This window comes from Salmonella sp. NW884 (assembly GCF_051700745.1).
GTDB lineage: Bacteria > Pseudomonadota > Gammaproteobacteria > Enterobacterales > Enterobacteriaceae > Salmonella > Salmonella enterica.
On record NZ_JAMMDE010000005.1, the window covers coordinates 62,541 to 86,546 of the forward strand.

At 50.3% G+C, this 24,006-nt stretch carries 25 protein-coding genes and 1 pseudogene; 12 read left to right on the forward strand and 14 right to left on the reverse strand.

Annotated features, from left to right (window positions below):
• Positions 1–11 precede the first annotated feature (11 nt).
• Positions 12–887 carry an SPI-2 type III secretion system effector PipB gene (pipB, locus tag NA197_RS12715; RefSeq protein ID WP_001579206.1) on the reverse strand — a complete coding sequence of 292 codons (876 nt, stop codon included), beginning with the start codon at positions 885–887 and terminating at the stop codon, positions 12–14.
• 389 nt (positions 888–1,276) lie between these two features.
• On the reverse strand, positions 1,277–1,501 hold the full coding sequence (locus tag NA197_RS12720; RefSeq protein WP_071785842.1) for a PagK family vesicle-borne virulence factor: 225 nt from the start codon (positions 1,499–1,501) through the stop codon (positions 1,277–1,279).
• Between the two features lie 128 nt (positions 1,502–1,629).
• Here NA197_RS12720 and NA197_RS12725 point away from each other — a divergent pair.
• A pseudogene (locus NA197_RS12725) lies at positions 1,630–1,904 on the forward strand (hypothetical protein).
• On the opposite strand, the gene sigE reads toward NA197_RS12725, so the two are convergent.
• On the reverse strand, positions 1,864–2,205 hold the full coding sequence (gene sigE / locus NA197_RS12730) for a type III secretion system chaperone SigE (RefSeq protein ID WP_000444723.1): 342 nt from the start codon (positions 2,203–2,205) through the stop codon (positions 1,864–1,866). The pseudogene NA197_RS12725 and the gene sigE sit on opposite strands and share 41 nt — an antisense overlap.
• A 16-nt stretch (positions 2,206–2,221) precedes the next feature.
• Positions 2,222–3,907 (reverse strand): SPI-1 type III secretion system effector inositol phosphate phosphatase SopB, encoded by a 1,686-nt coding sequence (gene sopB / locus NA197_RS12735; protein ID WP_023234506.1) that lies wholly within the window; start codon positions 3,905–3,907, stop codon positions 2,222–2,224.
• A 332-nt stretch (positions 3,908–4,239) separates the two neighbouring features.
• Here sopB and NA197_RS12740 point away from each other — a divergent pair, with 332 nt between their 5' ends.
• A complete protein-coding gene (locus tag NA197_RS12740) occupies positions 4,240–4,410 on the forward strand; it encodes a YlcI/YnfO family protein (RefSeq protein ID WP_001111006.1) in 171 nt (56 codons plus the stop codon).
• On the opposite strand, the gene NA197_RS12745 is transcribed toward NA197_RS12740, so the two are convergent.
• The 4 genes from NA197_RS12745 to hprR all read right to left on the reverse strand — a co-directional run bounded on the left by NA197_RS12745 (position 4,411) and on the right by hprR (position 8,309).
• On the reverse strand, positions 4,411–4,521 hold the full coding sequence (locus NA197_RS12745) for a hypothetical protein (protein ID WP_023234507.1): 111 nt from the start codon (positions 4,519–4,521) through the stop codon (positions 4,411–4,413). It lies immediately after the preceding gene.
• A 108-nt stretch (positions 4,522–4,629) separates the two neighbouring features.
• Positions 4,630–6,099: a C69 family dipeptidase gene (locus tag NA197_RS12750; RefSeq protein WP_000760235.1), complete on the reverse strand. Its 1,470-nt coding sequence runs from the start codon at positions 6,097–6,099 to the stop codon at positions 4,630–4,632.
• 172 nt (positions 6,100–6,271) lie between these two features.
• Positions 6,272–7,636: a heavy metal sensor histidine kinase gene (locus tag NA197_RS12755; protein ID WP_023234508.1), complete on the reverse strand. Its 1,365-nt coding sequence runs from the start codon at positions 7,634–7,636 to the stop codon at positions 6,272–6,274.
• Complete coding sequence (hprR, locus tag NA197_RS12760) at positions 7,629–8,309, reverse strand: response regulator transcription factor HprR (protein ID WP_001579225.1); 681 nt, start codon at positions 8,307–8,309, stop codon at positions 7,629–7,631. Before hprR ends, NA197_RS12755 begins: the two co-directional genes overlap by 8 nt.
• Before the next feature lie 135 nt (positions 8,310–8,444).
• Here hprR and hiuH point away from each other — a divergent pair, with 135 nt between their 5' ends.
• Positions 8,445–8,855 (forward strand): hydroxyisourate hydrolase, encoded by a 411-nt coding sequence (gene hiuH / locus NA197_RS12765; protein WP_000833188.1) that lies wholly within the window; start codon positions 8,445–8,447, stop codon positions 8,853–8,855.
• A gap of 332 nt (positions 8,856–9,187) precedes the next feature.
• On the opposite strand, the gene NA197_RS12770 is transcribed toward hiuH, so the two are convergent.
• The 3 genes from NA197_RS12770 to hpaR all read right to left on the reverse strand — a co-directional run bounded on the left by NA197_RS12770 (position 9,188) and on the right by hpaR (position 11,938).
• The gene (locus NA197_RS12770) at positions 9,188–9,700 is read right to left on the reverse strand and encodes a 4-hydroxyphenylacetate 3-monooxygenase reductase subunit (RefSeq protein ID WP_001195556.1); all 513 of its coding nucleotides are present in this window, start codon (positions 9,698–9,700) and stop codon (positions 9,188–9,190) included.
• Positions 9,701–9,717: 17 nt separating this feature from the next.
• Positions 9,718–11,280: a 4-hydroxyphenylacetate 3-monooxygenase, oxygenase component gene (gene hpaB / locus NA197_RS12775; protein ID WP_000801496.1), complete on the reverse strand. Its 1,563-nt coding sequence runs from the start codon at positions 11,278–11,280 to the stop codon at positions 9,718–9,720.
• Between the two features lie 217 nt (positions 11,281–11,497).
• Positions 11,498–11,938, reverse strand: a complete 441-nt coding sequence (gene hpaR / locus NA197_RS12780; RefSeq protein WP_000543921.1) for a homoprotocatechuate degradation operon regulator HpaR — start codon at positions 11,936–11,938, stop codon at positions 11,498–11,500.
• A gap of 274 nt (positions 11,939–12,212) precedes the next feature.
• On the opposite strand from hpaR, the gene hpaG reads away from it, so the two are divergent.
• From hpaG to NA197_RS12825, 9 genes are all read left to right on the forward strand, one after another.
• The gene (gene hpaG / locus NA197_RS12785; RefSeq protein ID WP_023227208.1) at positions 12,213–13,502 is read left to right on the forward strand and encodes a 4-hydroxyphenylacetate degradation bifunctional isomerase/decarboxylase; all 1,290 of its coding nucleotides are present in this window, start codon (positions 12,213–12,215) and stop codon (positions 13,500–13,502) included.
• On the forward strand, positions 13,499–14,965 hold the full coding sequence (hpaE, locus tag NA197_RS12790) for a 5-carboxymethyl-2-hydroxymuconate semialdehyde dehydrogenase (RefSeq protein WP_000723529.1): 1,467 nt from the start codon (positions 13,499–13,501) through the stop codon (positions 14,963–14,965). Before hpaG ends, hpaE begins: the two co-directional genes overlap by 4 nt.
• A 1-nt stretch (position 14,966) precedes the next feature.
• Positions 14,967–15,818, forward strand: a complete 852-nt coding sequence (hpaD, locus tag NA197_RS12795) for a 3,4-dihydroxyphenylacetate 2,3-dioxygenase (protein ID WP_000516978.1) — start codon at positions 14,967–14,969, stop codon at positions 15,816–15,818.
• Between the two features lie 9 nt (positions 15,819–15,827).
• Positions 15,828–16,208: a 5-carboxymethyl-2-hydroxymuconate Delta-isomerase gene (locus tag NA197_RS12800; RefSeq protein WP_001119858.1), complete on the forward strand. Its 381-nt coding sequence runs from the start codon at positions 15,828–15,830 to the stop codon at positions 16,206–16,208.
• A 143-nt stretch (positions 16,209–16,351) separates the two neighbouring features.
• Positions 16,352–17,155, forward strand: a complete 804-nt coding sequence (gene hpaH, locus NA197_RS12805) for a 2-oxo-hept-4-ene-1,7-dioate hydratase (RefSeq protein ID WP_000884795.1) — start codon at positions 16,352–16,354, stop codon at positions 17,153–17,155.
• A 10-nt stretch (positions 17,156–17,165) separates the two neighbouring features.
• Positions 17,166–17,957 carry a 4-hydroxy-2-oxoheptanedioate aldolase gene (gene hpaI / locus NA197_RS12810; RefSeq protein ID WP_000785082.1) on the forward strand — a complete coding sequence of 264 codons (792 nt, stop codon included), beginning with the start codon at positions 17,166–17,168 and terminating at the stop codon, positions 17,955–17,957.
• 71 nt (positions 17,958–18,028) lie between these two features.
• Positions 18,029–19,405: a 4-hydroxyphenylacetate permease gene (gene hpaX, locus NA197_RS12815; RefSeq protein ID WP_052931631.1), complete on the forward strand. Its 1,377-nt coding sequence runs from the start codon at positions 18,029–18,031 to the stop codon at positions 19,403–19,405.
• A 9-nt stretch (positions 19,406–19,414) separates the two neighbouring features.
• A complete protein-coding gene (gene hpaA, locus NA197_RS12820; RefSeq protein ID WP_000336602.1) occupies positions 19,415–20,311 on the forward strand; it encodes a 4-hydroxyphenylacetate catabolism regulatory protein HpaA in 897 nt (298 codons plus the stop codon).
• Between the two features lie 13 nt (positions 20,312–20,324).
• A complete protein-coding gene (locus NA197_RS12825; protein ID WP_000976561.1) occupies positions 20,325–21,263 on the forward strand; it encodes an MBL fold metallo-hydrolase in 939 nt (312 codons plus the stop codon).
• A gap of 407 nt (positions 21,264–21,670) precedes the next feature.
• Here NA197_RS12825 and NA197_RS12830 read toward each other — a convergent pair whose 3' ends face one another.
• The 3 genes from NA197_RS12830 to cbpA all read right to left on the reverse strand — a co-directional run bounded on the left by NA197_RS12830 (position 21,671) and on the right by cbpA (position 23,912).
• Complete coding sequence (locus NA197_RS12830; protein WP_001542612.1) at positions 21,671–22,033, reverse strand: anti-adapter protein IraM; 363 nt, start codon at positions 22,031–22,033, stop codon at positions 21,671–21,673.
• Positions 22,034–22,686: 653 nt separating this feature from the next.
• Positions 22,687–22,992, reverse strand: coding sequence for a chaperone modulator CbpM (gene cbpM / locus NA197_RS12835; RefSeq protein ID WP_001284251.1), 306 nt, complete (start codon positions 22,990–22,992; stop codon positions 22,687–22,689).
• Positions 22,992–23,912 (reverse strand): curved DNA-binding protein, encoded by a 921-nt coding sequence (cbpA, locus tag NA197_RS12840; protein ID WP_000420603.1) that lies wholly within the window; start codon positions 23,910–23,912, stop codon positions 22,992–22,994. The genes cbpM and cbpA overlap by 1 nt, the downstream gene beginning before the upstream one ends.
• Between the last annotated feature and the right edge of the window lie 94 nt (positions 23,913–24,006).

Genomic DNA, 24,006 nt, shown 5'->3' on the forward strand with positions numbered 1-24,006 from the left:
CTTTATCTCGACTAAAATATCGGATGGGGGAAAAGAGTCTTATCATTGTAATCCGGGAGTGGAGTAGGGGTATGTTGACTACCTGTCAGATCGGCTCCTGTTAATGATTTCGCTAAAGTTAGAGCTATCTTATCTAATTTCGCACCATTTAGTTTGGTGTCAGTTAAGTCTGAGCCGAATAGAATTGCAGCGGTTAAGTTTACACCGGACATGTTAGCGCAAGTCAGGTCTGCGTGAGTCAGGTTTGCTTTAGTCATGTTTGAACCCATTAGATTTACAGCGTGTAGATTTGCACAACACAAATTTGCACCGACTAAATTTACATTAGAAAGAGTTGTTTCACGGAAATCTGCATTAGAAGCATCTATTTTTGACAAATCTTCCCCCTGGAAATCTTTATGAGCCAGGTTTACTCCGCGCAGGTTCAGAAAACCATCCTCGGTTATAAGTGAATCAGGCTGTTGTATATTATGTTTACTCATCAGCTTTAACATTCGACATACATTCCAAAATCTCTCACTATCAACGTTATCCGTTACAGTTTTTCCATTTTTGTTCACTTCAATAATGACCATGGGATCCGTATTTTCGGATGCTGCTCCACATGACAGACATATAGTACACCCGTTGACATCCTCCAGAAATATTTTATTACCATCGAAGAAAGCATCTTTATTTACATATAATAATGATGTAGTCAGTTTTCCAATTACCTCCCGAAAGCATCTTTCATTGCTTCTTCTTACTCCACCACAGGTAAAAAAATTGACAAACCATTCCAGTATACCGCGTGGTGAAGTTGCACTTTTCATTGCTTCTTTCGTACCGGTACCGGCCGCATGCAAATATCTTAATATATTTTCTGGGGACGCGTTAGTTATTGGCATTTTGATTCCTTCTTATGGAAGTGAGTCGATTCCTTATAGGTGTGAGTCAAGTCACATTTATACAAGAAATAATAAAAAAAGATATAAGGTGATTTTTGTATTTAGAGCTTTGGTTGGGTATGAGTAGGTGTCTGGCATCTGACAAGAGGCGATGATTTCTGCCATAACGGTGAAGCAGGAGTACTGTCGGGGTCGTTACAATCACCAGCTTAGATATAGAACGCACTGGCTGTGCCTGTAAGTCAGTAATATGATGTTGTAAAAAATCAGGCTGACGTTAATAAAACACGCCAGCCTGAAGTCATATTCAGTTCATCAGGAACTGATGAAACATAATGACCAGATATACCCTCAGTTCTGATATGGTTGTTATAGATTTCTGTAAAAAATTAACAACCACATACTTCACACCAATCCGGTGGTAAATCTATATCTGATGGCCAGTGGTCACACCAGCCTGGGCGAATCAATGCTTCGGGGCCTGACGGCCAGCCACCGGAGGCGTGTTTTGTATTATCTGGTGGGGGTTTTGAATCACTGGCAGCCATCGCCGATGCCGAAAAGGCTGTAGCCGACAACACCAGAAGCAATGGTAAAAATATACGATGTCTCATAATATCACCCGTGAATAATAAGATTATCCTTGCTATTGGCTTCCTTCATTTCCAGCATAACTCACGCTTCATCATCATTGAATAAACAATTAAGTTTGTTGAGCGAAAATTTACTTAAAGAAAAAATAATAAGCACTAATATTTTTTGCAGTATTTAAACTTATACCAGAATAAATGTGTGTAGATGGCGTAAAAACCTGATGAGCAGAAATACATACACACTAAAAATGCTCCCGCAAACAGAGAAAATGAGAGAGAGGGACGTTTGCCCCTTACATTTCCACCAAAGATTCTGGTCTTGTCTCTTGTAAAGGGCATACGTATCGCGTTTTATCTCATTAAGAAAGCATGTGACGTATTAATTATGCATAACGCTCTTTCAATTGCTTCACGTTTGAAATGAATAATTCAAAACCAGTGAGCGCCTCTTCTTCGGTACTGGTTTGCGGCAAGCGATAAAGCGCCACTAAAGCAGTATTGTCTGCGTCAGCGCCGATAGTGACGGCGCTGGCGTAGTTAAGACGTAAAAAATGCTGCAAAGTCAGAGTGTCGTCAGGCAATGGCATAAAGGGACAGCACATCTCCAGTGTATGATCGGATTCATTAAAATAAACCTGTATCCCATCATCAATGATAAGCAGTGGCTCATCTTCTGGCGCATCCAGGCCTAACGCGGCATATAAACGATTTAATAGACTTTCCATATAGTTACCTCAAGACTCAAGATGTGATTAATGAAGAAATGCCTTTTACTGACTGCCAAATATTTTCATCCCCAACTCGTTTTTGATAGGAAAGATTGAGCACCTCTGGCGATAAATTTTTCATTACTTTGTTTCCCGCCCCGCCCGTATTTTGTTTCTGAATCTCCAGGTTGCCGCTATTCAGTAATACTTTTTGGAAAATTTTCTGTCCACCGCTATCCGGAAGACTGCCAGGCGCACTTAACATATGGGTCTGATGTAAGGAAATGATCTCTCGCTTGATTTCTGAATCCATCATCCCTGTACGATCTTTGCCGCTTTTACAATTCCAGGCGGGTACCGCGTCAATTTCATGGGCTAACATGGCAAGGCGTTGTGCGAGTTTATAGGGTTCGCCGCCATCTTTATGATGTTGGTTATTTTTCCAGATATCCTTAATCTGGCGCGCTAATGTATTGACGATCTCATAATTATCCGGATATTTCGCCAGCCATTCGCCAACCCAGCCACCCGGTCTGGCTTCAGGGCGTAAATCATTGCCTAATAACTGATGTAGCGCCTCGGCATTATATCTATCCGATGCCTTAAGGCCAAAGCCGAGCTTGAGCGCCAGCTCATTAACCCCCATATTAAATGCGGCAACGTCCGGTTTTATTTTTACCGTCTGTAGATCGCCATCTTTATTGCGGATTTTTAAATGAATCATTTTTCCTGGCTGGGTCAACGATTGCCATGCACGCATTTGATCCTCGACCATCGTCCCCTCTTTGCCGAAAATATTCGTCGCGGTGAGCAACCCGACGGATACTAGTTTCAGGCTTACCGCTTCGCCCGCTAAGGCTCTGTTAAGCAACTCAGGTTTACTAAAAAGTGCCGCAGCTAATACTTCTTTGGCTTTGTTTTCAGCGCCGGCCTGACGCAGAAGCGGATCTTTTTCATGATAGGGGGAAAGCACGCCATGACGTATCCCACAAAAAAGTGTTTTATCTTTACCGTCCTCATGCACACTCACCGTGGACATCCACAAATTATTGGCGTGATGAATATTTTTGGTATCCCAACTGCATACGCCCTTTCCCTGATAAGCACTGGGAAAGATATCTTTTGCGCCGATTTTCATCTCTGCGGCAGGGAGCTGCGTGTTGGTATAGTGATGCCCGTTATGCGTGAGTGTATTTTTTATGGTTTGCCAGGGCTGGTTATTAAGCTGCTTGACCTGAGCATCTCTAAACGCTACTGCCGCAAAGCGATGAGCTTCTTTTGCAGGTAAGCCATCCTGCTGTTGAGTGCGTGCTGCAATAAGTTCGATAAGATTTTTCTTCAATGCTTTTGCCGCGGCTTCTTCTTGTTTTGTTGCTGGCCGGTCCGCTTTAACTTTGGCTAACTCCATTTGGTTTGCCATTGACGTTAGTACCGGGTCTTGTTTACCCAGAACGGTTGCCGCGACGGTAAGAAGATCGCGCTGTAAGTTATAGAGGTTATGCAGCGAGTGGTTAGACGCCTTCTGATGCTGTAGATAATTCCCCCATGTCGCGCCGGGTTCTCGCAGGACAATAATTTCCGGGCGAGCGTCGGGCGCTTTAGCCGGCGCTTTGCCCTGGCCTGAGAGAATCTGCATTCCGTTGTATAAGGTTTTTTGTAGGCTTTTAAAAGCCTCCTGGGTTTTTAGTGAAGCTGAGTGATAGAAGCTCTGTATTTGCATAGCGTTTTTAATATTCCTGAATAGGGGAGTGGGAACATTCAACAGGGTTAACAACCCTTTAAAAGGATGTGACTTTTATGCGCCAGGAACTTTAAAAAAATGACCTTTTTAATGAGGAAACGCTTCTGATCAGGCGGGGAGGCATCCTGACGTCCATACGTAGTGGCGATCATGGGGGGAGATCGGTACATTAAATGTTCATAAAATCTACAAACTTCACAATTTAGGGCACAACTTTTATTGAAAACCCACCTTCTTGACTCAGATCAAATTCACCGATTTACGCCTGCGTAAAGTAACGGCGTTACATCAAATGTTATACAGGTGTGTGTATGCCAGCAAAGCCCCGGACAAGTAAGACCGTGACGAAGAATATTCGTTTTTCCTATTCCATGCTTGAACAGATAGAATTCGCGTTGAAATCTGAAAAGACGCGGAATTTTTCAGCATGGGTAAAAGAGGCCTGTCGGGAAAAGTTATGTAACACGGGACATAAGCTGTAGTTATCGTCTTATGTGAGAGGAGGCGGCCATTTTGAAAAGAACAACGTGCTTATATACCTCCTGGGTCTTTGCCGCTTTTATCTCTTTGCTGATATTTGCCTGGAGTGTCATAAACTATCCTCTCTATGAATCCATAATAATTATTGTCTTTTATATCTGGCTAATTCTGGTACCGCTTTATCTTATTGTGTATGAGTGGCTAATAGATTGTCATTAAATTTATGGTTGCGTACTTGAAAAGTGATATTTCATATCTGTACGGTAAGTCATTGTCGTAATAATATTATTGGTCAGGCGACGGGCGAGCGTCTGCGCATTTTGCATCGTTTTATCTTCAAAATTTTGCAGTAAGCGTTGCGCTTCTTTCGGATGCGACGCATATAATCTCAGATAGCTCTGCTCCATCTTATACTGCTGCTTAGCTGTTTGCTGTTCAAATGTTTTCCAGGCGTGTTGCACATCTGGCGCAAACGCATTGTAGTCCTGCATAACCAGCGTTTGCAGCGTGCGGAATGTCCAGTAGGTAGAGTCGTTGCTCGCCCGATCGGTTCCTTTATCATCTCCGGGTTGATAATGACGCATCCCCTGATAATAGGGGAGATAGACGCTAAGAGATGGCATTCCATAGGCGATGTATTCTACGTTGCCGATAGCCTGCGGTAATTTCGGTCTGACCTGTAAAATATGTGACTCCTGGGTACGAAAAACGGATATAGGTCGCCATGGTTCTTGTGGATTATGACTGGCATAAGGGTCGTGCGACGTACCCTGATAGTGATTGCGTAACGCGTTTTTTACTGCCGCCACGCTGATCTTCGTTATTGGCGTTAAAAAAACAGGAAATGTTTCCCCTTCGCTAACGACCGTATCCAGATGCGGATTAAACTGATGTTGTAGCGTCCAGACGCGCGGATAATTATAGGTGGTATCGTTTTTGTTATCCTGCGAATAGGCTTGATGGAAGTCGAATTCGCCGCGGGCCGGATCATATAATCCTTGCTTTTTCGCAAAGCTTACTAATGTTGGTGACGCCATATAATTCGCGTTATCATTCGGATCGTAATGGCGTAAACGCCCCTGATTGGCGGAAACGAAATAGCTATCTGCCGGAAGTCGTACTGCCAGCCATTGATGACCGCTTCCCGTCTCCAGATACCATATCTCTTTGCTATCAATAAACGCGACGCCGAAACCTTCGCCCGCGCCTTTTTGTTCAATAATATCTCCCAGTAATTTGGCGCCCTGACGCGCCGATTGCGCCACTGGCAGGATCACGGACTCAATGGCGTCTTCCGTGATTCCCGTTTTTGTCACGTAAGGATCGGCAGCCAGCGCCGCTCTGCCATTATAAATGGTTTCCGTTGCGCTCATTCCGACGCCCGCCGAATTGAAACCGGCTTCACCCATGGCGTTATCGTTAGTATCAAAGTCATGAATTGCCGTATAGCGCATCGCTGTCTCCGGAAGCGGCCAGCTAAAATTGTTGCGATGCGCTTTATACTCGCCTTGTTGATGAAACGCGACGGGGTGAATAACCTTATGCTTGGCGTTATTTGCCGAGCCATCTTCGTTGCGTGCGATAATGAAGGAGCCGTCAGCCGAAGCCTGATTGCCTACCAAAAGGGTAGTACAGGCGATGACTTTACCCATACCCAGCAGCGTAACGGCGAATGCAAGATACTTTTTCATAAAGGTTCCCACTGAATAACGCGTTATGGGATGAATTGACCCTGGATTGGAAACCGAGAAAGTGATCGAGCCAGCAATATTCTTTGCCGGCATCCTTTATTTTCTCTTTATTGAGGTTGTATTGATAACCACAGCCCTGTGGCAGGGAAGGGGAACAGAACCTGTACTGACCTTAGCTATCACCGCTATCAGGCAGACGAACCGAAAAGATATTATGTTCATCGGCATAGCGGTAAGATGCCGAGCCACCGTGCAATAGGGCAATCGCGTTAACCAACGATAGCCCCAGGCCGAAACCGGCAGTGTGGCGGGCATTATCTCCTCGCCAAAAACGCCGGAAAAGCTTATCCGCATCGGCGGGGTGGCTGCCCGGATTAGCGACCCGAATTTCTGCAACGTTATCATCATAAGCGCTTTCAATACGTATCACGGCGTTTTCATCAGAATAACGGATGGCATTCGTCAGCAGGTTTGAGAGCACTCGTTGTAATAATATTTCGTCAGCCCATACCGTTCCCTGACATTGATTTATAAAACAGATGCGCTTCTCCTCGGCAAGGGGGCTAAAATAATCCAGCATATTTTCGACCAGCGCATTTAGCGAAACAGGCTGTTTTTTTACCGCTATATTCTGGTGCTCCGCGCGTGCCAGAAAGAGAATATTTTCTGTCAGTCGCGACAGTCCCTCCAGCTCTTCAATATTATCGACAAGGGCTTGTTGATACTCTTCGGCGCTGCGTTCCTGACTCAGCATCACCTGATTCTTCCCCAGTAAAATATTAACCGGCGTGCGCAGCTCATGCGCCAGATCGTCGGCAAATTGGTTCAGGCGTTCAAAATCGTCGGAAAGCTTCTGGCGCATGGTATTTAGCGCTTGTCCAAGCGGCCTGAGCTCAACGGGTAACGCCTGTTCCGCCAACGGCTGGCGAAGTGTGCCGCTATCTGTCGCCGCGGTGAGTCGGCTGAGCGACGTAATGGCCCGCAGCCCGTTTCTGATGACTAATGGACTGAGCGCCGAACAGACGAGGATCGCGATAAGGCTCATCAGCAAACTGTTGCGGCGATATTGCGCCAGCATTTGCCGCCTTTCCGTCGCCAGCCTGGCGATAGTAAGGGTCAGCGGGTCATCGCCGCTTCTGGCGTTTACTCGTACCGCGGTCAGCTCCGTGCCTTGTACCGCCTGGCGAAATAAGGTTTCGCGGGTGATGTTTTTAGCCAGCGGAATCTCGTTAAAGCGTTGGTCGGGGATGCCGCTATGATTAATCGCAACATTGTGGCCTGTTGCTGAATGGATCAATAAGATATCCTGCTTCGTATCCACCATCCGATTGAAATAGAGCGGCAGATTTTCCGGCCTGGCGCCATCCAGTAACAGTTGCTGCATTTGCGCCGCCCGATTTATTAGCGTCATATCATCCCGATACGTTAATTCTTTGCTCAGCGCGTTATAGAGCGTCCAGCTAATGCCGGTACAGGCGAGGATAAGTATGGCGATAAAAGAAATTGTCAGGCGCAGCGTCATTGATAACTTAACCATTCTGCGACGTTTCCGCCTGTAATCGATAACCCATCCCCCGGACGGTCATAATGAGCTTCTTTTCAAATGGATCGTCTACTTTGGCGCGCAGCCGACGAATCGCGACATCAACGGTGTTGGTTTCACTATCAAAGTTAATTCCCCAAACTTCGCTGGCGATCGCGGTTCGGGGCACGATTTCTCCTGCCCGGGACGCCAGTAACCAGAGGAGCAGGAATTCTTTGCGGGTCAGGGAAATCGGTTTGCCATTTCGTGACACCGATTGCTTTGTGGCATCCATGTCCAGACCATTGATCGTCAGTCGGGTAAAGACCGGGACATGCTGTCTGAGTTGAGCTCTCACCCGGGCCAGCAGTTCGGCGAAGGAAAAAGGCTTAACAAGGTAATCATTAGCGCCCGCCTCAAGACCTTTGACGCGATCCTCAACCGAGTCGCGCGCCGTCAGGCAAATAACAGGGGGCTGATATGCAGTGCGCAACGCGCGTAAAACCTGCCATCCATCAAGCCCCGGCAGCATAATATCAAGAATAATCAATGAATAATGTTCCTGAAGGGCCAGGTGCAATCCGTCTCGTCCATCACAGGCATAATCAACCACATAGCCTGCTTCCGTGAGTCCCTGACGTACCCACTCAATGGTTTTCTGGTTATCTTCAATCAATAAAATCTTCATCGACGCAGTATGCCATAGGCTTGTTAGCGAATCCGTAAATCTCCAACAAGATGACATAATTGTCATGTCCGTGTAAGGTTAATCCTGGACGCGCCAGATATATTTTCCTGCATCAATACCGTAAAGGAGTGAAGCATGAAACGATATATACTGGCTACCGTGATAGCATCTCTTGTTGCAGCCCCGGCAATGGCGCTGGCCGCTGGCAACAATATTCTCAGCGTACATATTCTCGATCAGCAAACAGGCAAACCGGCGCCCGGCGTGGAGGTGGTACTGGAGCAGAAAAAGGATAACGGATGGACGCAATTAAACACCGGGCATACCGACCAGGATGGACGTATTAAAGCACTGTGGCCCGAAAAAGCTGCCGCGCCGGGGGATTATCGCGTTATTTTTAAAACCGGCCAGTATTTTGAAAGTAAAAAACTGGACACGTTTTTCCCGGAGATTCCCGTCGAGTTTCATATCAGCAAAACGAATGAGCACTATCATGTGCCGCTGTTATTAAGTCAGTATGGTTATTCAACCTATCGCGGGAGCTAATTTAGAGCCTATCCCATTAGGGCTATTTTACTTGCCATTTTGGACCTGGGCAGTGCTCGCCAAAACGCGTTAGCGTTTTGAACGCCGCTAGCGGCGGCCCGAAGGGCGAGCGTAGCGAGTCAAACCTCACGTACTACGTGTACGCTCCGGTTTTTGCGCGCTGTCCGTGTCCAAACTGGCTGCGCCAATAACGCCTGGTGGGATAGGCTCTTAGATTGTATTAATCGCCGCGATTTATGGCGAGCAAACATCGCGGCGGGAATAAAAATCTTCAGCGTATCGACTCTTCTCCCACAAGCGGTGGTTATCCCGCTTGTGGGCATGAGTGACGGTTAAACAGGCGCTTCCATCTCAAGTCTGACCGGATGAAAACGGCGTTTGAAATAAATCAGGCCATGCCCATCCTGGCTAAGGATAATATTTTTGATCGCCACCAGATACACCAGATGCGTGCCAATGGTTTGTACCTCGCTGATCTCGCCTTCAAGACCGGCCAGCGCGCCGTTAAGTACCGGCTGGCCCAGCGGCCCGTTTTGCCAACATGGCTGGTGAAAACGCTCCTCCATCGCCATCCCCGTCATACCGGCAAAGTGGCGCGCCATCAGCTCCTGCTCATGGTTAAGTACATTAATGCACAGCCTGCCGTTACCCTGAAAAACGGGGTTCATGGCGCTATTGGCATTAATACATACCATTACGGAGGGCGGCGTATCGGTGACGGAACAGACCGCTGTTGCGGTGATACCGCAGCGTCCGGCGTGACCCGCCGTGGTTACGATGTTGACCGCTGCCGCCAGACTTGCCATCGCATCGCGAAAACGCAGACGTTGTTCATCTACTTGCATGAGAACCTCCTGCCGCGTTATTTCAGCAGCTTATCCAGTTGATTGATGTCGTCGTTATTGTGCAAATGCGAAACCGTCCAGCCATTCTGATCGTATTCGGAGAGGCAGCGATCGACCATTGCCATCATCTTATCCATATTGCCGGAGCTCTGGGCCTGACGCAGGCACTGCAAACGAATTTCATCCTGGCTGCCCGAGTAGTTAATCTCGTACAGCTCATGGCGACCGCCAAACTCGCTGCCGATGGCATCCCACATCAATTTAAGAATTTTGATACGTTCAACATGATCCATTCCGTTAGAGCCGCGTACGTATTTCGCCAGGTACTGGTCGATTTGCGGATTATTCAGATCGCGGGCGCTGGAAGGCAGGTAAATCAGGCCGCTGGTAACGTTACGTTCAATAATATTTTTAATTTTCGCGTAGGCCATTGGGGCCATCACACGATAGGTTTGCAGCGCGGCGTGGTCCGGTAGCCAGGCGCCGTTTACCCACGGGGTTGCTTCAGAACACATAGAATCGCTCAATGCCCAGAACATATTGCGCCAGGCCACGACTTCGCCGAGATCGGCCTGCACGCCCCGGAACTCTACGGTACCTGTACATTCGAGCGATTTTTTCAGCAGCGCGGTAATGAAATCAAGTTTAACCGCCAGACGAACACAGGCTTGCAGTGGATACATACGGGCAAAGCCGCCTTCCATCGTCCAGCGACGACAACGATCGAAATCACGGTAAATTAATACGTTTTCCCACGGGATCAGCACCTTGTCCATCACCAGAATGGCATCGTTTTCATCAAAGCGGCTGGAGAGTGGATAATCAAACGGCGAGCCCGTCGCGCCCGCGACCATTTCATACGAGGCGCGCGAAATAAGTTTTACGCCTTCGGCATCCATTGGCGCGACAAACATCAGAGCAAAATCCGGGTTTTCGCCCATCACCTGGGCTGAGCCGAAACCAATCATGTTGTAGTGAGTCAGGGCGGAGTTAGTGGCGACGACTTTCGCCCCGCTGACAATAATCCCGGCGTCCGTCTCTTTCTCCAGCTTGATATAGACGTCTTTCACTTCGTCGGCAGGTTTGTGGCGGTCAATGGGCGGGTTGACGATAGCATGGTTAAAGTACAGGCCGGTCTCCTGAATGCGGGTGTACCAGTTGCGGGCGTTCTGCTCAAACTGGCCGTAGAAGGCTGGGTTAGCGCCCAGAGCGCAGCCAAAGGCGGCTTTGTAATCCGGTGTGCGTCCCATCCAGCCGTAACTCAGGCGTGACCACTCGGCGATAGCATCACGCTGTTGGCGCAGATCGTCTGCGCTTTTCGCCACGCGGAAAAATTTATGCGTATAACCGCCGCTGCCGGTATCGGTATTCCAGCATAGGGTATCTTGCATCGACGGTTTATGTAATGCGTCATACAGTTGTGCGACAGAGGCTGCGGCATTGCGGAATGCCGGATGTGTCGTAACATCTTTAACGCGTTCGCCGTAAATATAAATTTCCCGCCCGTCCTGCAGGCTTTTTAAATACTCTTCGCCCGTTAACGGACGCTTGTTATCAGTACGAAAATCTTCAGGTTTCATTGCGGCCTCTTCCTCGTTAATCGGAATGTTTTGTTAATAATATGTTTCTTATTTGTTGTTTAATTGAATAGGCAGAAGCGTAAACTGTGAAGAGACTTTCAGGACAACGGCGGGTACTTTTCAGATGAACGTCGAAGAAGAAGAGTAAAATGCGATCGCCGTCAACGTTGTAAGCGGGAGGGGATTCCCGTGTCGGCGGCGTGGGAAGGTAAGAATACTATGCTTCCGCTTCGCTATCAGGATGCTGGCGTCCCAGAGCAATAAGATCGTCCAGCAGCAGCATCAATTGCTGTGTTTTTTCGGGCGTGAAATCGGCCTCAATTTTTCGATAAGCCTCTTCTACCTCGCTCCGGGCACGGGCGTACAACGTTTGTCCCTGCTCCGTCAACATGACATATAACTTACGCTGATCGTTAACCGGCTTGAGTCGCAACACCAGTCCGTCTCGCTCCATGCGCGTCAATATTCCGGTCAGACTTGGACGCAAAATGCAGGTACGAAAGGCCAGCTCGTGAAAATCCATAGAGGGGCTATCGGCCAGGATTCGCACAATGCGCCATTGCTGGTCGGTCAGATTGTGGCTTTTAACGATGGGGCGGAAATAGGTCATTGCCGCTTCGCGCGCCTGAAGCAAGGCGATGGTTAATGAATCATGCATAAGCGTTTCTCTTTTGCAGAATTATTAATACCTGAATAATCGTGTTTACCGATGTGAGCTATGACATCTGTTTTATGTCCAAAGTTTAACAGAAACAAAGGCTTTTATTTAACTATTTGATATATATGCATTTAATTATTATTTTGTGAAAATATTGTTAATCACATCACAAATACTTTACTTCAGCTTGCTAAATGTACAGCGAAAGCATAAATCTAATCATTAATATATTAATGAAATCACAGCCCGTTAAATCGGCCTGAGGAGTTTATGTATGAAGGGTACTGTTTTCGCCGTTGCGTTAAACCATCGCAGCCAGCTTGATGCCTGGCAAGAGGCTTTCTCTCAGCCTCCCTATAATGCGCCGCCTAAAACCGCAGTGTGGTTCATCAAGCCGCGTAATACGGTGATTCGTTACGGCGAACCCATTCCTTATCCGCAGGGAGAAAAGGTACTGAGCGGCGCGACAGTGGCGCTCATCGTGGGGAAAACCGCCAGCCGGATACGCCCTGAAGCGGCGGCGGACTATATCGCCGGGTATGCGCTGGCTAACGAGGTCAGCCTGCCGGAAGAGAGCTTTTATCGCCCGGCGATTAAAGCGAAATGTCGTGATGGCTTTTGCCCGCTGGGTGAAATGGCGCCGCTGAGTGATGTGGATAACCTCACCATTATCACGGAAATCAACGGACGAGAAGCGGACCACTGGAATACTGCTGATTTACAGCGTAGCGCCGCACAACTGCTTAGCGCGTTAAGTGAGTTCGCTACGCTTAACCCTGGCGATGCGATCTTACTCGGTACGCCGCAGAATCGCGTTGCGCTGCGTCCCGGCGATCGGGTGCGTATTCTGGCGAAAGGTTTACCCGCTCTGGAAAATCCGGTTGTCGCAGAAGATGAATTCGCCCGCCACCAGACGTTTACGTGGCCGCTGTCAGCGACGGGTACGTTATTTGCGTTGGGGTTGAACTACGCCGATCACGCCAGCGAGCTGGCATTTACGCCGCCGAAAGAGCCGCTGGTATTTATCAAAGCGCCAAACACCTTTACCGAACATCACCAAACTTCGGTGCGCCCGAACAACGTCGAATATATGCACTACGAAGCCGAACTGGTCGTGGTGATTGGCAAAACGGCGCGTAAGGTGAGCGAAGCCGAAGCTATGGAGTATGTGGCCGGTTACACCGTCTGTAACGACTACGCGATCCGCGACTATCTGGAAAACTACTACCGTCCGAATCTGCGGGTAAAAAGCCGCGACGGCCTGACGCCGATAGGCCCGTGGATTGTGGATAAAGAGGCGGTTTCTGATCCGCACAACTTGACGTTACGCACCTTTGTCAACGGTGAGCTGCGGCAAGAAGGGACGACCGCCGATCTGATCTTCAGCATCCCGTTCCTGATTTCTTATCTGAGCGAATTTATGACGTTGCAACCGGGCGACATGATTGCCACCGGTACGCCGAAAGGGCTGTCCGATGTGGTGCCGGGGGATGAAGTTGTCGTGGAAGTAGAAGGCGTGGGCCGCCTGGTTAACCGAATCGTCAGTGAGGAGAGCGCAAAATGAAGAAAATAAATCATTGGATTAACGGCAAAAATGTTGCAGGTAACGACTACTTCCAGACCACTAACCCGGCGACCGGTGACGTGCTGGCGGAAGTGGCCTCCGGCGGTGAAGCAGAGGTGAACCAGGCTGTCGCGGCGGCAAAAGAGGCGTTCCCGAAATGGGCCAACCTGCCGATGAAAGAGCGCGCGCGCCTGATGCGTCGTCTGGGTGACCTGATTGACCAGAACGTACCGGAAATCGCGGCGATGGAAACCGCCGACACCGGTCTGCCTATTCACCAGACTAAAAACGTGCTGATCCCGCGCGCCTCGCATAACTTCGAATTCTTCGCCGAAGTGTGCCAGCAGATGAACGGCAAGACCTATCCGGTTGACGATAAAATGCTCAATTATACGCTGGTGCAGCCCGTCGGCGTCTGCGCGCTGGTGTCGCCGTGGAACGTGCCGTTTATGACCGCGACCTGGAAAGTCGCGCCGTGCCTGGCGCTGGGTAACACCGCGGTGCTCAAAATGTCCGAGCTGTCGCCGTTGACTGCCGACAGGCTGGGCGAGCTGGCGCTGGAGGCAGGAATTCCGGCAGGCGTGCTGAACGTGGTGCAGGGCTACGGCGCGACGGCGGGCGATGCGCTGGTACGCCACCATGACGTGCGTGCGGTGTCGTTTACCGGCGGTACCGCCACCGGTCGCAATATCATGAAAAATGCCGGCCTGAAAAAATACTCGATGGAGCTGGGCGGCAAATCGCCGGTGCTGATTTTTGAAGATGCCGACATTGAGCGCGCGCTGGACGCCGCGCTGTTCACCATCTTCTCGATCAACGGCGAACGCTGCACCGCCGGGTCGCGCATCTTTATCCAGCAGAGCATTTACCCTGAGTTCGTGAAGCGCTTTGCCGAACGCGCGAATCGCCTGCGTGTCGGCGATCCGACCGACCCGAACACTCAGGTCGGCGCGCTGATTAGCCAACAGCACTGGGAAAAAGTCTCCGGTTATATCCGCCTCGGCATTGAAGAGGGCGCAACGCTGCTGGCGGGCGGTGCGGAAAAACCCACTGACCTGCCTGCGCATCTGAAAGGCGGTAACTTCCTGCGCCCAACCGTGCTGGCCGATGTCGACAACCGTATGCGCGTCGCGCAGGAAGAGATCTTTGGGCCGGTCGCCTGCCTGCTGCCATTCAAAGACGAGGCGGAAGGGTTACGTTTGGCGAACGACGTGGAATACGGTCTGGCCTCTTATATCTGGACCCAGGACGTGAGCAAAGTGTTGCGCCTGGCGCGTGGGATTGAAGCCGGCATGGTCTTCGTCAACACCCAGAACGTCCGCGACCTGCGCCAGCCGTTCGGCGGCGTGAAAGCCTCCGGTACCGGGCGCGAAGGCGGCGAATATAGCTTCGAAGTGTTTGCGGAAATGAAAAACGTCTGCATCTCAATGGGCGACCATCCTATCCCAAAATGGGGAGTTTGATATGGGCAAGTTAGCGTTAGCAGCAAAAATTACCCACGTGCCGTCGATGTATCTTTCTGAACTGCCGGGAAAAAATCACGGTTGTCGTCAGGCAGCCATTGATGGGCATATTGAAATAGGCAAGCGTTGCCGCGAAATGGGCGTTGACACCATTATCGTATTCGACACCCACTGGCTGGTGAATAGCGCTTACCACATTAATTGTGCCGACCATTTCCAGGGCGTCTATACCAGCAACGAATTGCCGCACTTTATTCGCGACATGACCTATGACTATGACGGTAATCCGGAGCTCGGCCACCTGATCGCCGACGAGGCAGTCAAACTGGGCGTGCGCGCTAAAGCGCATAACATCCCGAGCCTGAAGCTGGAGTATGGCACGCTGGTGCCGATGCGCTACATGAACAGCGACAAGCACTTCAAAGTGGTCTCCATCTCGGCGTTCTGCACTGTGCATGATTTTGCCGACAGCCGCAGACTGGGCGAAGCCATTCTCAAGGCGATTGAGAAATATGACGGTACCGTAGCGGTATTCGCCAGTGGTTCTCTGTCGCACCGTTTTATTGACGACCAACGGGCGGAAGAGGGGATGAACAGCTACACCCGCGAGTTCGATCATCAAATGGATGAGCGCGTGGTCAAGCTGTGGCGCGAAGGCAAATTCAAGGAGTTTTGCACCATGTTGCCGGAGTACGCCGACTACTGCTACGGCGAAGGCAACATGCACGACACGGTCATGCTGCTGGGAATGCTGGGCTGGGACAAATACGACGGCAAGGTGGAGTTCATCACCGACCTGTTCGCCAGCTCCGGTACCGGCCAGGTGAACGCTGTTTTCCCGCTGCCTGCGTAAGGGGGGGTTATGCCGCACTTTATTGCTGAATGTACTGAAAATATTCGCGAGCAGGCTGATTTACCCAGCTTGTTCAGCAAGGTAAACGAGGCGCTGGCCGCCACCGGGATTTTCCCCATCGGCGGTATCCGCAGTCGCGCCCACTGGCTGGATACCTGGCAGATGGCTGACGGTAAGCATGATTACGCGTTTGTGCATATGACGCTGAAAATCGGCGCCGGGCGCAGCCTGGAGAGCCGTCAGGAAGTCGGCGAAATGCTGTTTGGGCTGATTAAAGCCCACTTCGCCGACCTGATGGAGAACCGCTATCTGGCGCTGTCGTTTGAGATTGCCGAGTTACATCCAACGCTCAATTACAAACAAAACAACGTACACGCGTTATTTAAATAGCACACTCTTTCGCCCGGTGGCGCTGCGCTGACCGGGCCTACAAAAAAACGATGCACGAAGCAGTACCGAACCGTAGGCCGGGTAAGACGCACCTGCGTCGCCACCCGGCGTAGCAGCACCGAATGACGTAACAGGAAGCAACTATGCTCGATAAACAGACCCATACCCTGATCGCCCAGCGACTTAATCAGGCTGAAAAACAGCGTGAACAGATTCGCGCAGTGTCGCTGGATTATCCCAACATCACTATTGAAGATGCCTATGCCGTACAGCGCGAATGGGTCAATATCAAGATTGCCGAAGGGCGCACGCTCAAAGGCCATAAAATCGGCCTGACCTCAAAAGCGATGCAGGCCAGCTCGCAAATCAGCGAACCGGATTACGGCGCGCTGCTTGACGATATGTTCTTCCATGACGGCGGCGATATCCCCACCGACCGTTTTATCGTCCCGCGTATTGAAGTGGAGCTGGCGTTTGTGCTGGCGAAACCGCTGCGCGGCCCTCACTGCACGCTGTTCGACGTCTACAACGCCACGGATTATGTGATTCCGGCGCTGGAACTGATTGACGCCCGCAGCCACAACATCGACCCGGAAACCCAGCGCCCGCGCAAAGTGTTCGACACCATTTCCGACAACGCCGCCAACGCCGGGGTGATCCTCGGTGGTCGTCCCATCAAACCAGACGAGCTGGATCTGCGCTGGATCTCCGCGCTGCTCTATCGCAACGGCGTGATCGAAGAGACCGGCGTCGCCGCAGGCGTGCTGAATCATCCGGCCAACGGCGTGGCGTGGCTGGCGAACAAGCTTGCCCCCTACGATGTCCAGCTTGAAGCCGGGCAGATCATCCTCGGCGGCTCGTTCACCCGCCCGGTGCCGGCGCGCAAGGGCGACACCTTCCATGTCGATTACGGCAACATGGGCGCGATCAGTTGCCGGTTTGTGTAAGGAAAAAACGATGAAAAATGCTTTCAAAGACACGTTAAAAGCGGGGCGTCCGCAAATCGGTTTGTGGCTGGGGCTTGCCAACAGTTACAGCGCTGAACTGTTAGCGGGCGCCGGCTTCGACTGGCTACTGATTGACGGTGAACACGCGCCAAACAACGTGCAGACGGTGTTGACCCAGTTGCAGGCGATTGCGCCTTATCCCAGCCAGCCGGTGGTGCGTCCGTCATGGAACGATCCGGTACAGATTAAGCAACTGCTCGACGTCGGCGCGCAAACGCTGCTGATACCGATGGTGCAGAATGCCGATGAAGCGCGAAACGCCGTGGCGGCTACGCGTTATCCGCCTGCCGGTATTCGCGGCGTGGGCAGCGCGCTGGCGCGGGCATCGCGCTGGAATCGCATTCCGGACTATCTCCACCAGGCCAACGACGCCATGTGCGTACTGGTGCAGATTGAAACGCGTGAGGCGATGAGCAATCTGGCGTCAATTCTCGACGTGGATGGCATTGACGGCGTGTTTATTGGCCCGGCGGATCTCAGCGCCGATATGGGCTTTGCCGGCAATCCGCAGCACCCGGAAGTGCAGGCGGCGATTGAGAACGCCATCGTGCAGATACGCGCGGCGGGGAAAGCGCCGGGGATTCTGATGGCCAATGAAGCACTGGCGAAACGTTATCTGGAACTGGGGGCGCTATTTGTCGCCGTCGGCGTTGACACCACGCTGCTGGCGCGCGGAGCGGAGGCGCTGGCGGCGCGCTTTGGCGCAGAAAAAAAACTGTCCGGCGCGTCCGGCGTCTATTAAGCCTGGCCCGGTAAGCGTAGCGCTACCGGGCAACCGTAGTACCCTACAAAATTCCCATCAGAGGAAAAAAAATGAGCGACACATCATCTGCACTTCCGGAAAGCCCCGAGTCTGTCCGTTCGCACAACGCGCTCAGCACGGGTCAACAAACCGTCATAAATAAACTGTTCCGCCGACTGATCGTATTTTTATTCGTGTTGTTTATCTTCTCGTTTTTAGACCGTATCAACATCGGTTTTGCCGGGTTGACGATGGGGCAGGATCTGGGATTAAGCGCCACCATGTTTGGCCTTGCCACGACGCTGTTTTACGCCACCTACGTCATTTTCGGCATTCCCAGCAACGTGATGTTGAGCATCGTCGGCGCCCGCCGCTGGATTGCGACCATTATGGTGCTATGGGGCATTGCATCTACCGCCACGATGTTCGCGGTGGGACCGAAAAGCCTGTATGTGCTGCGAATGCTGGTGGGCATTACCGAAGCGGGCTTTTTGCCAGGAATATTGCTCTATTTAACCTACTGGTTCCCGGCATTTTTCCGCGCCCGCGCCAACGCATTATTTATGATTGCCATGCCGGCCACTACCGCGTTGGGGTCGATTGTCTCCGGCTATATTTTATCGCTGGACGGCATGTTCAATCTGCATGGATGGCAGTGGTTATTCCTGTTGGAAGGATTTCCGTCAGTTTTGTTAGGCATTATGGTCTGGTTTTACCTGGATGATACCCCGGCAAAAGCCAAATGGCTGACGGCAGAGGATAAAAAATGTTTGCAGGAGATGATGGATAATGACCGCCTGACGCTGGTTCAGCCGGAGGGGGCCATCAGCCATAACGCCATGCAGCAGCGTAGTCTGTGGCGCGAAGTATTCACGCCAATTGTACTGATGTATACGCTGGCCTATTTTTGCCTTACCAATACGCTTAGCGCCATTAGTATCTGGACGCCGCAAATCCTGAAAAGTTTTAATGAAGGCAGCAGCAATATCACCATCGGCCTGCTGGCGGCGATCCCGCAGATTTGTACTATTCTGGGCATGATTTACTGGAGCCGCCATTCAGACAAACATCAGGAACGTAAACATCACACGGCGTTGCCATTCCTGTTTGCCGCCGCGGGCTGGCTGCTGGCGTCGGCGACCGACCATAACCTGATCCAGCTCCTGGGGATCGTGATGGCATCCACGGGTTCCTTTAGCGCGATGGCGATCTTCTGGACCACGCCGGATCAGTCGATCAGTTTACGCGCCAGGGCGATAGGCATTGCGGTCATCAATGCCACCGGCAATATTGGCTCCGCGCTTAGCCCGTTTATGATTGGCTGGCTAAAAGATATCACCGGTAGCTTCAATAGCGGACTCTGGTTTGTCGCTTCTCTGTTAGTCGTCGGCGCCGCCATTATCTGGCTCATTCCCATGAAAGCATCGCGTCCGCGCGCCACCCCTTGAGGAGAAACTATGTGCCAACGTGCGATCGCCAATATTGATATCAGCAAAGAGTATGACGAAAGCATGGGCAGTAACGATGTGCATTATCAGTCGTTTGCTCGTATGGCGGATTTCTTTGGTCGTGATATGCAGGCGCATCGCCACGACCAGTTTTTTCAAATGCACTTTCTTGATACCGGGCAGATTGAGCTACAGCTCGACGATCATCGCTATTCGGTGCAGGCGCCGCTATTTGTGCTTACGCCGCCCTCGGTGCCGCATGCTTTTATTACCGAATCGGATAGCGATGGTCATGTTCTGACGGTACGCGAAGAGCTGGTTTGGCCGCTGCTGGAAGTGCTTTATCCCGGCACCAGAGAGGCCTTCGGCCTGCCGGGAATCTGTCTGTCGCTGGCGGATAAACCCAACGAGCTGGCGGCGCTCAAACATTACTGGCAGCTAATTGAGCGGGAGTCCACGGAACAACTGGCTGGCTGCGAACATACCCTGGTGCTACTGGCGCAGGCGGTATTTACCTTGCTGTTGCGTAATGCGAAGCTGGACGATCACGCCGCAACCGGGATGCGCGGTGAACTGAAACTTTTTCAGCGCTTTACCCTGTTAATTGACAACCACTTCCATCAGCACTGGACGGTGCCCGATTATGCCTGCGAGCTGCATATTACCGAATCTCGTTTGACCGATATTTGCCGACGTTTTGCTAATCGCCCGCCTAAACGCCTGATTTTTGATCGGCAATTACGCGAGGCGAAACGACTGCTGCTTTTTTCCGACAATGCTGTCAACGAGATCGCCTGGCAATTAGGTTTTAAAGATCCGGCTTATTTTGCCCGTTTCTTTAATCGCCTTGCTGGCTGTTCTCCTTCGCAGTTTCGCCAACGTGAAGTTCCCTCTTTTCTCAACTAAGAAGAGTAAAAACATGATGAAAAAAAGCGTCGCTATGCTGGCGGTTTGTATGCTGGCGCAAAGCCACCTTGCCATTGCTGCCGGTACTCCTGCGCCTCAAGAGATCAATATTGTTTTACTGGGCACCAAAGGCGGGCCTTCTTTGCTCAATACAGCCAGACTACCGCAAGCGACGGCGCTCACTATCGGCGATAAGATATGGCTGATAGATGCCGGCTACGGCGCCAGTCTGCAACTGGTGAAAAACGGCATTCCACTGCGCAACATCAATACTATTTTGCTCACCCATCTGCACAGCGACCACATACTGGATTATCCTTCCTTGCTGATGAATGCCTGGGCAAGTGGTCTGAAAGACCATACCATACAGGTTTATGGCCCGCCGGGAACCCAGGCGATGACGAAGGCTAGCTGGAAGGTCTTTGACAGGGATATCACGTTACGCATGGAAGAAGAGGGGAAACCCGATCCGCGCAACCTGGTTAAGGCGACCGATATTGGCCAGGGCGTCATCTATAAAGATGAACTGGTCACAATAAGCGCGCTAAAAGTGCCTCATTCCCCTTTCCCGGACGGTGAAGCGTTTGCTTACCGTTTTGATACTCAGGGTAAGCGAATCGTCTTCTCTGGCGATACGTCCTGGTTTCCTCCGCTTGCAACGTTTGCCCAAGGGGCGGATATCCTGGTACATGAGGCGGTACATGTCCCTTCGGTAGCAAAACTGGCTAATAGCATTGGCAACGGAAAAACGCTGGCTGAAGCGATTGCGTCGCATCACACCACGATTGAAGATGTCGGTAAGATTGCTCGCGAGGCCCACGTGAAAAAACTGGTGTTAAGTCATCTGGTGCCTGCGACGGTTGCGGATGACGTCTGGCAACAGGAAGCCATGAAAAATTACCCGGGCCCTGTCATTGTCGGTCATGACAATATGACGATAAGCGTACCGTAAGTATCAGGGCAGGGGTAAACCCACGGGCTGACATCATGTCAGCCCGTTATGCTTTTGGCGATCAGCATGACGCGCAGAGCTTTTGTCTAAAACATTATTTTTTCTAAACACTATTTGCTGATTTTTATGCACAATAAAGGTAAGATGATTGCTCTGGTGAAATATCACTAAATAAGAATGTCACGGATGGAATTTATACAGTGTTAAAAGCAATGCGTTTCTTTGTCTGCCGGCCATCAGTAATATCCTCTGTACCGGCTCCTCGTTGCCAAAGTGAAGGTTAGATTAAACGAATCAAAAAATATCCGAACTGTACAATTTTTATATCAAACATATTTAACTGCAAAATACTGCAAACGTGCGCGAATACACTTAATCAGTAGTATGGCTAATGCATACTTTATTTCCTAAACTTTCTTATTATCTATTTGAATATTTCTGGTTAAACCAAATGGACAAACGGATACCAGACACTCGAAAGGATAACTGCAGGCTTCTGGTTTAGGATTGCAGTTACCAGGACAGTGGCTATTTTCTTTAAGCGATTTCCATAGAGCAGGATTAAACCTGGTAACGTTGTAAACAGTAACGGGATAAAGTTTATCGTTTATTAAGACCCCCTTATTAAAGGGGATGATAATGCTACCTGGAGGCATGTAAACATCTGCCTGATACCATAAGGTCAATCTAAGATTTTTTAGGCTATGTATGCATGAGAACGACACTCCGGTAGAGGGACTTATAACTGTATCAACGACCTTCCATTCCATTACAGAAACCTTTTAAGTGAAATAGTCAATGGTGTAAATTACATTTTCCGCAAGCCTATTCAGGATAGATGAAAATCTGAGAAACATAACTCGTTGAAAACGATCGTTTTTTATTGACCACTCTATTTATATTGATTTTTTAATAAGTTATTTATTTTATGCTCTTATTTTGTTTACATTCTATTACATTTTTGTATTTTAGGCGTGGTGTAAATATTGGGCGGTAGTGGATGTTATAACGCTCAATTATTAAACTGTAAGTGACTGTTGTATTTCTTATTTATAAATACCGCAACCTGTAAGCGCAGCGGTACATTTTACCCGGCATTGACAGGGAGAAGGTACGTATCAACCAGAGAGTACAAAACAGTGAAAGAATATATTCTTCAGGCAATAAATGATCGCTAACGTGTAAAAATAACCGACGTATCTAAAAAATGTGAACGTGTGGCTGGTCTTTATTTAAACGATGATCTTCGCAATGGCGCATTAATGGCTGACATTGGCGGTTCGTTGATCGGGTTGTGCGCGGTGAAAGGCTATATTTCTTCAGTTGCGGGAAGTATGTCAGAGGCATTCTGGTATTATACCGGGTGCATGTAAATCCGGGGTGGGCAGAAAGCCCACCCTCGGTTTATTGCCTTTATCGTGGATTAGGGATGCGAGATAAAGCGAGAAAGGCGTTGCAGCAGTAACCGGTTTTCTTCGCGCAGCCGTGAATTCTCTTCCAGCAGCGTTAACGCGACCGCGATCCCTGGCCAGTCGAGCGCCAGCTCCTCGCGTAAGCGTAGCGCGCGTTGTACCACGCTCGCTGCGCGATCGTCGAATTGCCAGTCGGCGTTATCGTCTTCGTAAGGCTCAATTACGCCAAGTCCGACGATTTCGTTTAGCTCCTCTTCCGTCACGCCGGTGTGTAAACAAAATTCGGTGATGGTAAAGGTGACAGTGATGTTAGCCATTATGCTTTCCCCCATTGCTGGCGTGGGTCAAAGGACGACTGCGCGTCCGCCAGTTGTTGCCACAGGGCAGCTGTCTTCTCGTCAGGTTTCGGCGGCATAACGATTTTGATGATGGCATAGAGATCGCCAGTGTGCTTTTTACTGGCTAATCCTTTTCCTTTGATACGCAGCCGCTGACCAGCCTGGCTGCCGGGGGGAATGGTCAGCAAAATACGCTCTTTAAGCGTTGGCACAGACACCTTAGCGCCGAGCGCCGCCTCCCATGGGGCAAGCGGAAGGACGACTTCCAGATCCTGATTGACGATATCAAAGAGCGGATGCGGGGCAATATGGATAACGAGCCATAAATCGCCATTAGGTCCGCCGTTTTCCCCCGGCGTGCCCTGGCCTTTCAGTCTGATTCGTTGCCCGTTGCTGACGCCAGCCGGGATTTTCACATTCAATGTTTTGGGAATTTCCCGCTCCACCAGGCCGAACGCGTTATAAACGGGGACGGAATAGCTAATCGTACGCTGGTGCTCTTCCAGCGTTTCTTCCAGGAATACCGCCACTTCAATTTCGATATCATGACCGCGTGCGGCGTGGCGGTGATGCGAATGGCGACCGTGCTGACCAAAAATAGACGAGAAAATATCATCAAAATCTTCAGCGTTATACGGCTGGCCTTCGTGTTGCTGGAACTGGCGATTAAATTGTGGATCGTTACGGTGTTGCCATAACTGGTCATACTCGGCGCGCCGTTGCTCATCACTCAGCACTTCCCATGCTTCAGCAACCTCTTTGAAACGGGCTTCGGCATCGGGTTCTTTGCTGACATCTGGATGGTACTTGCGGGCCAGTCGGCGATAGGCGGTCTTAATCGTCTTGAGATCGTCCGTCGGTTTCACGCCCATAATGGCGTAATAATCCTTAAGTTCCATAGCATCATCTCGCTAAATCAATACATACAGAAGGGACCCCAAAAAGGTTTCTCCACTAAGTGTAGGGTAAACCTGAAAAGTGCGTATGAAAACA

Bases quoted from the DNA above. Each gene is read 5' to 3' on its own strand.
- pipB (WP_001579206.1), bottom strand. From the start codon at position 887: ATGCCAATAACTAACGCGTCCCCAGAAAATATATTAAGATATTTGCAT.
- NA197_RS12720 (WP_071785842.1), bottom strand. From the start codon at position 1,501: ATGAGACATCGTATATTTTTACCATTGCTTCTGGTGTTGTCGGCTACA.
- sigE (WP_000444723.1), bottom strand. From the start codon at position 2,205: ATGGAAAGTCTATTAAATCGTTTATATGCCGCGTTAGGCCTGGATGCG.
- sopB (WP_023234506.1), bottom strand. From the start codon at position 3,907: ATGCAAATACAGAGCTTCTATCACTCAGCTTCACTAAAAACCCAGGAG.
- NA197_RS12740 (WP_001111006.1), top strand. From the start codon at position 4,240: ATGCCAGCAAAGCCCCGGACAAGTAAGACCGTGACGAAGAATATTCGT.
- NA197_RS12745 (WP_023234507.1), bottom strand. From the start codon at position 4,521: ATGACACTCCAGGCAAATATCAGCAAAGAGATAAAAGCGGCAAAGACC.
- NA197_RS12750 (WP_000760235.1), bottom strand. From the start codon at position 6,099: ATGAAAAAGTATCTTGCATTCGCCGTTACGCTGCTGGGTATGGGTAAA.
- NA197_RS12755 (WP_023234508.1), bottom strand. From the start codon at position 7,636: ATGGTTAAGTTATCAATGACGCTGCGCCTGACAATTTCTTTTATCGCC.
- hprR (WP_001579225.1), bottom strand. From the start codon at position 8,309: ATGAAGATTTTATTGATTGAAGATAACCAGAAAACCATTGAGTGGGTA.
- hiuH (WP_000833188.1), top strand. From the start codon at position 8,445: ATGAAACGATATATACTGGCTACCGTGATAGCATCTCTTGTTGCAGCC.
- NA197_RS12770 (WP_001195556.1), bottom strand. From the start codon at position 9,700: ATGCAAGTAGATGAACAACGTCTGCGTTTTCGCGATGCGATGGCAAGT.
- hpaB (WP_000801496.1), bottom strand. From the start codon at position 11,280: ATGAAACCTGAAGATTTTCGTACTGATAACAAGCGTCCGTTAACGGGC.
- hpaR (WP_000543921.1), bottom strand. From the start codon at position 11,938: ATGCATGATTCATTAACCATCGCCTTGCTTCAGGCGCGCGAAGCGGCA.
- hpaG (WP_023227208.1), top strand. From the start codon at position 12,213: ATGAAGGGTACTGTTTTCGCCGTTGCGTTAAACCATCGCAGCCAGCTT.
- hpaE (WP_000723529.1), top strand. From the start codon at position 13,499: ATGAAGAAAATAAATCATTGGATTAACGGCAAAAATGTTGCAGGTAAC.
- hpaD (WP_000516978.1), top strand. From the start codon at position 14,967: ATGGGCAAGTTAGCGTTAGCAGCAAAAATTACCCACGTGCCGTCGATG.
- NA197_RS12800 (WP_001119858.1), top strand. From the start codon at position 15,828: ATGCCGCACTTTATTGCTGAATGTACTGAAAATATTCGCGAGCAGGCT.
- hpaH (WP_000884795.1), top strand. From the start codon at position 16,352: ATGCTCGATAAACAGACCCATACCCTGATCGCCCAGCGACTTAATCAG.
- hpaI (WP_000785082.1), top strand. From the start codon at position 17,166: ATGAAAAATGCTTTCAAAGACACGTTAAAAGCGGGGCGTCCGCAAATC.
- hpaX (WP_052931631.1), top strand. From the start codon at position 18,029: ATGAGCGACACATCATCTGCACTTCCGGAAAGCCCCGAGTCTGTCCGT.
- hpaA (WP_000336602.1), top strand. From the start codon at position 19,415: ATGTGCCAACGTGCGATCGCCAATATTGATATCAGCAAAGAGTATGAC.
- NA197_RS12825 (WP_000976561.1), top strand. From the start codon at position 20,325: ATGATGAAAAAAAGCGTCGCTATGCTGGCGGTTTGTATGCTGGCGCAA.
- NA197_RS12830 (WP_001542612.1), bottom strand. From the start codon at position 22,033: ATGGAATGGAAGGTCGTTGATACAGTTATAAGTCCCTCTACCGGAGTG.
- cbpM (WP_001284251.1), bottom strand. From the start codon at position 22,992: ATGGCTAACATCACTGTCACCTTTACCATCACCGAATTTTGTTTACAC.
- cbpA (WP_000420603.1), bottom strand. From the start codon at position 23,912: ATGGAACTTAAGGATTATTACGCCATTATGGGCGTGAAACCGACGGAC.